Annotated in this window: 12 protein-coding genes and 1 tRNA gene; all 13 read left to right on the top strand. The window is 61.3% G+C overall.

Annotation, left to right across the window (positions count from 1 at the left end; genetic code table 11):
• Window positions 1–143 (top strand): EF-Tu C-terminal domain-related protein (locus NKH17_RS32865; protein ID WP_023796561.1); only part of this gene is annotated, 143 nt, incomplete at its 5' end.
• Window positions 144–301: 158 nt separating this feature from the next.
• Window positions 302–1,987 (top strand): COG3904 family protein, encoded by a 1,686-nt coding sequence (locus NKH17_RS32870; protein ID WP_352903059.1) that lies wholly within the window; start codon window positions 302–304, stop codon window positions 1,985–1,987.
• 21 nt (window positions 1,988–2,008) lie between these two features.
• The gene (locus NKH17_RS33570) at window positions 2,009–2,296 is read left to right on the top strand and encodes a hypothetical protein (protein ID WP_502910655.1); all 288 of its coding nucleotides are present in this window, start codon (window positions 2,009–2,011) and stop codon (window positions 2,294–2,296) included.
• A 46-nt stretch (window positions 2,297–2,342) separates the two neighbouring features.
• Window positions 2,343–4,127, top strand: a complete 1,785-nt coding sequence (locus NKH17_RS32880) for a COG3904 family protein (RefSeq protein WP_502910654.1) — start codon at window positions 2,343–2,345, stop codon at window positions 4,125–4,127.
• 96 nt (window positions 4,128–4,223) lie between these two features.
• Window positions 4,224–4,706 (top strand): group II truncated hemoglobin, encoded by a 483-nt coding sequence (locus tag NKH17_RS32885; RefSeq protein WP_352903061.1) that lies wholly within the window; start codon window positions 4,224–4,226, stop codon window positions 4,704–4,706.
• A 129-nt stretch (window positions 4,707–4,835) separates the two neighbouring features.
• Window positions 4,836–5,351 carry a hypothetical protein gene (locus tag NKH17_RS32890; protein WP_352903063.1) on the top strand — a complete coding sequence of 172 codons (516 nt, stop codon included), beginning with the start codon at window positions 4,836–4,838 and terminating at the stop codon, window positions 5,349–5,351.
• A 77-nt stretch (window positions 5,352–5,428) separates the two neighbouring features.
• Window positions 5,429–5,504 (top strand) — tRNA-Trp (locus NKH17_RS32895).
• A 363-nt stretch (window positions 5,505–5,867) separates the two neighbouring features.
• Window positions 5,868–6,071 (top strand): preprotein translocase subunit SecE, encoded by a 204-nt coding sequence (secE, locus tag NKH17_RS32900; RefSeq protein ID WP_023680439.1) that lies wholly within the window; start codon window positions 5,868–5,870, stop codon window positions 6,069–6,071.
• 27 nt (window positions 6,072–6,098) lie between these two features.
• Window positions 6,099–6,626: a transcription termination/antitermination protein NusG gene (nusG, locus tag NKH17_RS32905; RefSeq protein ID WP_006333333.1), complete on the top strand. Its 528-nt coding sequence runs from the start codon at window positions 6,099–6,101 to the stop codon at window positions 6,624–6,626.
• A 160-nt stretch (window positions 6,627–6,786) separates the two neighbouring features.
• On the top strand, window positions 6,787–7,215 hold the full coding sequence (gene rplK / locus NKH17_RS32910) for a 50S ribosomal protein L11 (protein ID WP_254817141.1): 429 nt from the start codon (window positions 6,787–6,789) through the stop codon (window positions 7,213–7,215).
• A gap of 4 nt (window positions 7,216–7,219) precedes the next feature.
• Window positions 7,220–7,918: a 50S ribosomal protein L1 gene (gene rplA, locus NKH17_RS32915; RefSeq protein WP_254817142.1), complete on the top strand. Its 699-nt coding sequence runs from the start codon at window positions 7,220–7,222 to the stop codon at window positions 7,916–7,918.
• 391 nt (window positions 7,919–8,309) lie between these two features.
• Window positions 8,310–8,828: a 50S ribosomal protein L10 gene (rplJ, locus tag NKH17_RS32920; protein WP_008875657.1), complete on the top strand. Its 519-nt coding sequence runs from the start codon at window positions 8,310–8,312 to the stop codon at window positions 8,826–8,828.
• A 54-nt stretch (window positions 8,829–8,882) separates the two neighbouring features.
• Complete coding sequence (gene rplL / locus NKH17_RS32925; RefSeq protein ID WP_140752948.1) at window positions 8,883–9,260, top strand: 50S ribosomal protein L7/L12; 378 nt, start codon at window positions 8,883–8,885, stop codon at window positions 9,258–9,260.
• The last annotated feature ends 134 nt before the right edge of the window (window positions 9,261–9,394 follow it).

Consider the following 9,394-nt stretch of genomic DNA (forward strand, 5'->3'; position numbering starts at 1 on the left):
CCGAGATGGTGATGCCGGGCGACAACATCACCGTCGATGTCGAGCTGATCGTGCCGATCGCCATGGAAGAGAAGCTGCGCTTCGCCATCCGTGAAGGCGGCCGTACCGTCGGTGCCGGCATCGTCGTCACCATCAAAGAGTAATCGTCGGCGCTGCCGGTTGAGATCGGATGCGAAAGGGCGGTCTTCGGGCCGCCCTTTTGATTCTGATATTCCGGCAATGGATTAACCGCATTGCCTTAAATCCTGTTGCAAGCGCCTCTGCCATAACTAGTATAGGTTGCATCGAGGGGGCTGCCCAAATGGTTCCATGGCGCCGTTTGCATAGTCAGGCATGGTGGTCGCTAGGGCTGATCTGCCTGGTGTCGTTGCTTGCCATGGGCCACGCTGCCTTCGCAGCGGATGCAAAGAAATCCACGCCGGAAAAATCCACGCCGGATTTCGGCCCGACGATGCGGTTCGTCGTCGTCCGCAGCAGCGCGCCGGGCTGCGAGCCGACCTGTCCGGAATGGATATCGGCGGAAGGCTCGATTGAAGCCGGCACGCCGGCCCTTTTCAAGCGCACGCTTAAGGCGCTTGGCGCCCGAAAGCTGCCGATCGTCGTCGATTCCCCTGGCGGCAATGTCGAAGCGGCGCTGACACTTGGTCGCCTGATCCGCAAGAACAAGCTCGATATCGCCGTCGGCAAAACCCGCTTCGCCGGCTGCCTGCCAGATATGAAGAACTGCAAGGAAAACGACGGCAAGGGCGCCCGTTATTTCGGCGATGCCTATGGCAACGGCGCCATCTGCAATTCCGCCTGCCCGTTGATGTTTTCCGGTGGCATCCGGCGCGTGGTCGGGGAGTGGGCCTTTCTCGGCGTCCATCAGATCACCACGACCTATATCCGGACGAAATTGCTGTACCGCACCACCTACCGCATGGTGAAAGGCAAGAGGAAGATACTCAGTACCAGGGTCGTCAGCCGGAAGAACGCGGGCAGCTACAAGACCTACGAAATGAACAAACCGCTGGAGCGGAAGCTGGCGGCCTATCTGAAGGAGATGGGCGTCGGCCTGGGCGTGCTTGAGACCATGAAAAGCACGCCGGCCAGCGGCATCCAGCAACTGATTCCCTACGATATGCTGCAAATGAATCTCGTCACCAGTCTGGATGCCGTCGACCTGCTGACCGCGCCAACCCTGTGCAAATCCGATCCGTTGCCGGCGAGTTGCAGGGAAGTGCCGGCGCCGGCGAATATCGCGAAGCCGGCCGGGCAAGTGGTGGCGAGCGCCGAGCCTGCACCTCTGGGGCTCGAAACCCCGCCGGCGAAGGAGGTCGCTGACATGCGCTTCGTCCTAGTCCGCGGCAGCAACCCGCTATGCAATCCCAATTGCCCGGAATGGATCTCGGCCGAAGGCACGATTACCGCTGACACGGCCGAAAAATTGCGCCAACTGCTTGATAGCGTCGGCGACCGGCGCCTGCCCATCGTCATCAACTCGCGGGGTGGTGACGTGCTCGGTGCTTTGGCGGCCGGAAGGCTGATCCGCGAACGCAAGCTCGACGTCGCCGTGGCGCGGACGGATTTCATTGGCTGCGAGCCGCGGCAGGCCGACTGCACGGCCGAAGACGGCGTCTACAACGGGCTCACGGTCGATGCCGGCGGCGGTTGCGGCTCGGCCTGTCCGATCATGCTCGCCGGCGGTGTCAAACGCCTGGTCGGCCCGCGTGCACAGTTGAGCGTGCATTCGGTACGGCAGGAGCAAAAGGTCAAGGCCTATCTTGAGGACATGGCCATCGGCCCCGGTCTGTTTACGGCAATTCAGCTATATTCGGTCGAACGGCAGCTCGATCTCGACAGGATGCTGAAATACGGGCTGACAACAGGGCCTCAATCGGCAGACGAATTGACCGGGCCTGGCATCTGCAGATCGGAGCCAAGGCCGGAGAACTGCCGCGAGATCTCGGGCGCCAAGGCTCAGGCCACCACGCCGGTCAAATCGTAACGCGGGCATGATAGCCGCGAGGTGATCGTGCCGATCGCCATGGAAGAGAAGCTGCGCTTCGCTATCCGTGCAGGCAGCCGGACCGTCGGTGCCAGCATCCATCAAAGAGTAATCGGCGCCGGCATTGCCGGTCGAGATCGGACGCGAAAGGGCGGTCTTCGGGTCGCCCTTTTTCGTCTGCTGACTCCAGGCAGAACAATCTTGCGCGGGTGTTTCAAAGCTATTGCAAGCACCATCGCCGCAACTATTATCGGTTGCATCAAGGGGGCTTTTGCCGAGCGTGGTTCCAGAACGCCGTTCAAACAGTAGGGCAAGTTGGTGGCGCGGGTTGGTTCGCCTGGCGCCGATGGTCGCAATGGCGATGGCTGCCTTTGCGGCGAAGGCCGAGGATGTCTTCCCGAAATGGTCCGATCCGACGACTTGGACCGATCCGAAGATATTCTCCGATGATCTCTCGCCCATGCGATTCGCAGTCGTGCGGAGCAACGCGATCGGCTGCGAGCCTAACTGTCCGGAATGGATTTCGGCAGAAGGCGCCATAGAAGCGGGCACGCCAGCGCAGCTCAAGCGCGTATTGAAGACGCTCGGCCACCGCAAACTGCCGATTATCGTCAATTCCCCGGGCGGCAATGTCGATGCGGCGCTCCAGCTTGGTCGAATAATCCGCAAAAACAAGCTCGATATCGCCGTCGGTACGACCAAGTTTTCCGATTGTTGGCCTGGGATGAAGGATTGCCGAGCCAATGACGGCAAGGGCGCCGCATATTTCGGCATTGCGTCTGACGGGGGCGCCATGTGCAACTCCGCGTGTCCGCTGATGTTTGCCGGAGGCGTCGGACGCGTGGTCGGCGGTTGGGCCTATCTAGGCGTCCATCAGATCACTACGACTCATTTCCGCACAACACGGCAATATCGAACCACCTATCGAGTTGTGCGGGGCAAAAAATACAAGATCACCACAGAAACCGTCACTCAAGACAATGTCGGCTACAAGACCTATGAGATGAGCAAGGCGATTGAGAGGAGGCTTTCGGCCTATCTCAGGGAGATGGGTGTCGAACGGGGCGTGCTCGACAGAATGAAGGCCACGCCCGCCAGCGACATCCGGCAGATCGCCCTCGATGACATGCTGACGATGAAGCTGGTCACCAGCAGGGACTCTCTCGACATGCTTACGCAGGCGGGCATTTGCCGGCGGAGTCCTGCGCCGACGAACTGCAGAGAGATCCCTGCGAATGCCAAACTGGCCAAGGTGGCAGCGATCGAGGCGAAGGCCGGACCTTCTCAGCCGGCTCAAGTCCCCCTTTTTCAGCCGGTCAGGGAGGCACCTGCTCAGCCGGTCCAGGTAGCGCCAGGAAAGGAGGCGCCGGACAAGGGCTTCATACTCGTTCGCGGCAGTGATCCGATGTGCGAGCCCCACTGCCCGGAATGGATGTGGGCTCTGCCGCTCGGGGCAGCGCGGGGTGGGGCACCCGAGATGCGCTTCGTGATGGTTCGTGGCAGCAATTCGTCCTGCAATCCCGACTGCCCGGAATGGATATCAGCCCAAGGCGTAATCACGAGCCGGACCCGGCAGAAGCTGGGCCAGTTCCTCGCAACGCTTGGCAGCGGGCGGCTGCCTATAGTGGTGAGCTCGCGAGGTGGCGACTTGTTCAGCGCTCTGGCGGTGGGGCGACTTATCCGTGAAAAGAAGCTCGACGTCGCCGTTGCCCGCACCGATTTCGTTGGCTGCGACCCGGGAGAGTGGAATTGCTTGGCCAAAGATGGCGCCTATGCCGGAGTGGCCAGCGATGCGAAAGGCGACTGCGATTCGGCCTGCGCGCTGATGCTGGCTGGGGGCGTCAGGCGGCTTGTCGGTTCACGGGCGCTACTCAGCCTTTACCTGATGGGACAAGACCAACTGATTAAGGCTTACCTTGACGAGATGGCAATCAACCCTGATCTGTTAATGGCGCTTCAGCGCATTCCTGTCGAACGTCAGCTCGAACCTGACGTGATGCTGAGGGTCGGACTGACGACTGGGCCGCAATCAGTGGACGAGCTGATGGGTGCCACCCTCTGCAGATCGGTGCCGAAGCCTGACAATTGCCGCGTGGTGCTCTCGCCCAATGCACAGGCCGAGGCGCCCGCCAAATTGTAGAGGCGCGTCGGCTTCGGAAACTGGCCATCGAGGCAGGTTGAGCGGCGCTCGATATTTCCGCTATCGTCCAGCGAAGACCAGCATGGGGGATAGCGAATGAGCCAGGATGTCCCGACATTGTTCGAATGGGCCGGCGGCTCCGAAGCGCTGAACCGCCTGACCCAAACCTTCTACGACCACGTCTCTCGGGACCCCATCGTCGGGCCGGTGTTCAAACATATGTCGCCGGATCATCCCGCTCACGTCGCGGCTTTCATCGGCGAAGTTTTTGGTGGACCGAAAACCTACAGCGAAAAGCACGGCGGCCATCGCGAGATGGTGATGCATCATCTCGGCAAGCATCTGACCGAGGAGCAGCGCCGGCGCTGGATCAATCTTCTCGCCGACGCCGCCGACGAGATCGGGTTGCCTGACGATCCCGAATTCCGCTCGGCCTTCATGGGCTATGTCGAATGGGGATCGCGGCTGGCCAAGATGAACTCCAACAAGGGCCCGACCTGCGATCCCGAGAGCGAACCAATGCCGACCTGGGGTTGGGGGGTGCCGGGCGGCCCCTACAAGCCGCCTTCGGGAGACTGACCGGGCACGAATCGGTCGAAAACCCCGCCGGCCAGGAAAACGGGTAGCTATTGAGGTTTCGGTCCTCCAGGCTAACGGTTTGAAGTCGCCGTCGACTGGCGGGGCCACACTGAGAACCGGAGGCTTGCGATGAGATCGGAAGGCAAGAAAAGTTCAGACAGCGCCTTTGACAGTGGTCGCGGAACTCGAAATCCATTTGGCGTCATGGACGTCCCCACTCCCGACGACGAGGAGGTGTCGGCGTTCGCCGCCGGCGTGAAACTGGAGGGAACTGCAAGTGATGAAAACGCCGAAATGTGGGGCACCGAAAGTGACGGCAACAGCAACGACACGATCGACGGCAGCTGGTCCAGCCGGTGGAACGGCGGTGCCGATCCCACGATTCCGGGCGATGCCAAGGATAAATGGAAGTCCGGCCGGGGCGAGGTGAAGACAGCGGGAGAGAGAGTCTTCCTCCTGTTCGATTGGCATCATGGCGTGCGCAAAGGGCTGATCGATGCGCGGCGCGAGGGTGCGAAAGGGCTGGTTGGAAAATATATCAATCTGACCGATCCGAAAATCGTGCGTCCCTGGGTCGGCTTGATCGTCAGCAACCAGAGAATCGACGGGAAATGGCTGGGAGGACGCCTGGACTTCCGCAGATGAACGCTGGGCAGCGCACGTCGCTCTTTACAGAGCGCGCGGAAGCTTTTAGGAAGCGCCTGCTGCGCCGATATGCGCATACGGGCATAGCTCAGTTGGTAGAGCGGCGGTCTCCAAAACCGCAGGTCGTAGGTTCGAGCCCTGCTGCCCGTGCCATTCTTTGAATGGATACCTAAAAACGATTCTTTGCAGTGCGGCCTTTGAAAATCGGCTTGTGACTTGCCATATAGCACAAGTTGCGGCATAAGGGCCGCATAGCCGGGACGGGACGACTGGATGGTTCCGAGGCGGCGTTTGGCCATAAAGCGGACACTTGCCACTTGCGTGGATCAAGAATCGGTTTTATGTAGACGAGACAGACACGCGACGCGTGGAGCTGGGAAGCCGGCTTTACGCGTCTGATTTGCATGGGCGAAATGATTGCGCTGATTCGGCGCGAGCGCACGCTCAGGCGGCACGTCCCGGCCAGCGGGATCATCCAGGAGGCCCGGCCAACGGGTCTTGCAGACAGAGCGGCATATGGCTTCGAAAACCACAAATCCCTTCACCTTTCTCCAGCAGGTTCGCGCGGAGACCGCCAAGGTCACTTGGCCGTCGCGGCGCGAAACGATGATCTCGACGGTGATGGTGCTTGTGTTCGCGGTCATCGCGATGATCTTTTTCTTTACCGCAGACGTGGCCATGGGCTTTGCGGTCGAAAAAATCCTCGGCCTCGGACAGTAAGTCCGGCGATTACGGAGAAGTCTTGAAATGACCGCGCGGTGGTACATCGTCCACGCCTACTCGAACTTTGAAAAGAAGGTCGCCGAGGACATTGAGAACAAGGCCAAGCAGAAGGGCCTGTCCGCCGACATCGAGCAGATCGTGGTGCCGACCGAGAAGGTCGTCGAGATCCGCCGCGGCCGCAAGGTTGATGCCGAGCGCAAGTTCTTTCCGGGCTATGTGCTGCTGAAGGCCAATCTGACCGACGCCGTGTTCTCGCTCGTCAAGAACACGCCAAAGGTTACCGGTTTCCTGGGCGACTCCAAGCCGGTGCCGATCACCGAAGCCGAGGCCCAGCGTATCCTGAACCAGGTTCAGGAGGGCGTCGAGCGGCCGAAGCCGTCGGTGACGTTCGAGATCGGCGAAGCGATCCGCGTTTCGGATGGACCATTCGCGTCCTTCAACGGTTTCGTCCAGGAAGTGGACGAGGAGCGGGCGCGGCTCAAGGTGGAAGTTTCGATCTTCGGGCGCGCTGTGCCGGTCGATCTGGAATTCGGACAGGTCGAGAAGGGCTGATCCGAAATCCCTGCACCGGTTTCGGCGGCAGGGAAGGCGGCGCGGAGATCGCGCGGCCAAAAGCGGGTGGGAGGCGAATGCGGCTTTAGCCGGCCGCGCGGACCGCACCACCAGACTGCAACCGCCGGCAAGACCGGCATGAGAAAAGGCAGGAAGAGAGATGGCTAAGAAAATTGCAGGCCAGCTCAAGCTCCAGGTTTCCGCGGGATCGGCCACGCCGTCGCCCCCGATCGGCCCGGCGCTTGGTCAGCGTGGCATCAACATCATGGAGTTCTGCAAGGCGTTCAACGCGCAGACCCAGGAAATGGAAAAGGGTTCGCCGGTTCCGGTCGTCATCACCTACTACCAGGACAAGTCGTTCACCTTCGTCATGAAGACGCCGCCGGTGAGCTATTTCCTGAAGAAGGCCGCCAACCTGAAGTCGGGTTCCAAGGAGCCGGGCAAGCTCAAGGCCGGTACGATCGGCCGCGACAAGGTGCGCGCCATCGCCGAGCAGAAGATGAAGGATCTGAACGCAAACGACGTCGAGGCGGCCATGCGCATGGTCGAGGGCTCCGCCCGCTCGATGGGTCTGGAAGTGGTGGGCTGAGATCATGGCAAAGATTGCAAAGCGTGTATCGAAGACCCGCGAAGGCATCGACCCCAACAAGGCTTACGCTTTGGGTGAGGCGCTGAAACTGCTCAAGGATCGCTCCTCGGTGAAGTTCGATGAGACCGTCGAAGTCGCGATGAACCTCGGCGTCGATCCCCGCCATGCCGACCAGATGGTCCGCGGCGTGGTCAATCTGCCGAACGGGACCGGCCGCAGCGTTCGCGTCGCCGTGTTCGCGCGCGGCGACAAGGCCGAGGAGGCCAAGGCCGCCGGCGCCGACATCGTCGGAGCCGAGGACTTGGTCGACATCGTCCAGAAGGGCACGATCGACTTTGACCGCTGCATCGCCACGCCGGATATGATGCCGCTGGTCGGCCGTCTCGGCAAGGTGCTCGGTCCGCGCGGCATGATGCCGAACCCGAAGGTCGGCACCGTCACCACTGACGTTGCCGCCGCTGTCAAGGCATCGAAGGGCGGCGCCGTCGAGTTCCGCGTCGAGAAGGCCGGCATCGTTCATGCCGGCGTCGGCAAGGTGTCATTCGACGTCAAGGCGCTGGAAGAAAACGTCCGCGCCTTCGCAGACGCGGTGACCAGGGCAAAGCCGGCTGGGGCCAAGGGCAACTACGTCAAGAAGGTGTCGGTCACCTCGACGATGGGCCCGGGCCTCAAGCTCGATGTCTCGACGCTCGCAGCGTCCTGATACGAACAATTGGATCGGCCGCTAAAACGCTGATCCGTGAAAGAATTCCGGGCCTCCGACCTGTCGGTGGCCCGGTACCGGAAGTCGAAAGGCTTCCGGACATCCTGTCCGAGATTGCAGGCGGCCCCCAAGCCTTAGGTGATGTGGGCCTTAATTCATGTGGGCCTGCATGAGACGGGTGAAGACCGGACAACGGAGCGAAAGCTCCAATGAAAGGTTCGAACCGTGTTTGCCTTTTGTCTGCGCACCGTCCGGCTTGCCGGCAGGTGTGGCGAAAGGGGGCAGGATCCTCGAGCGTCGTTCGGGAGATCCGTTACTGGATGGCCCGGCCGGCAAAAGGCAACCCGACGCCTGTCCTTCGTAGAGGGCAGGGGTCAACTGGAGATAGGCAGTGGACAGAGCGGAAAAACGCGAACTCGTCACGGGCCTGAATGATGCGTTTTCAAGCGCTGGTTCAGTCGTCGTGGCCCACTACGCCGGTATCACCGTCGCGCAAATGAACGACCTTCGGTCGAAAATGCGCGCCGCCGGTGGCACCGTCAAAGTCGCGAAGAACCGTCTCGCCAAAATCGCTCTTCAGGGCACGGACTCCGCATCGATCATCGAGCTGTTCAAGGGACAAACGCTGATCGCCTATTCGGAGGATCCGATTGCGGCGCCGAAGGTCGCGTCCGATTTCGCCAAGGGAAATGACAAGCTTGTCATTCTCGGTGGCGCAATGGGCACCACCTCGCTCAACGCCGACGGTGTGAAGGCACTCGCCACACTTCCGTCGCTCGATGAGCTGCGCGCCAGGCTGGTTGGCATGATCGCCACGCCGGCAACCCGGATCGCCCAGATCGTCAATGCGCCTGCGGCCTCGGTCGCGCGCGTCATCGGCGCTTACGCCCGGAAGGACGAGGCGGCATGAGGCCGTTCCTCGCTATCACAAACACACGTTCGAACCTTATGAAGGAACATTGCAATGGCTGATCTGGCAAAGATCGTAGACGACCTTTCGAAGCTGACCGTCCTCGAGGCGGCCGAGCTGTCGAAGCTTCTTGAAGAAAAGTGGGGCGTTTCCGCCGCTGCTCCGGTGGCGGTTGCCGCTGCCGGCGGCGCTGCGGCCGCTGCTGCTCCTGTCGAGGAAAAGACGGAATTCGACGTCGTCCTCACCGAGGCAGGCGCTCAGAAGATCAACGTCATCAAGGAAGTTCGCGCCATCACCGGTCTTGGCCTCAAGGAAGCCAAGGACCTGGTCGAGGCGGCTCCGAAGCCGGTCAAGGAAGGCGTTTCCAAGGCCGACGCGGACAAGTTCAAGGCCCAGCTGGAAGCAGCCGGCGCCAAGGTTGAACTGAAGTAAGCGTTGAGTACCGGCGGGCCGGGGCGCGGCCGCCGCCCCAGCCCAAACCGGGAGGGGGGGGGTGTGTTTAACAAAACCCCCCCCCCCCCCCCCCGCGGACTAAGGGGATTGCGGGGAATGGGTGAAAAAAAAAA

Source organism: Mesorhizobium sp. M1334 (assembly GCF_040317995.1).
Lineage (GTDB): Bacteria > Pseudomonadota > Alphaproteobacteria > Rhizobiales > Rhizobiaceae > Mesorhizobium.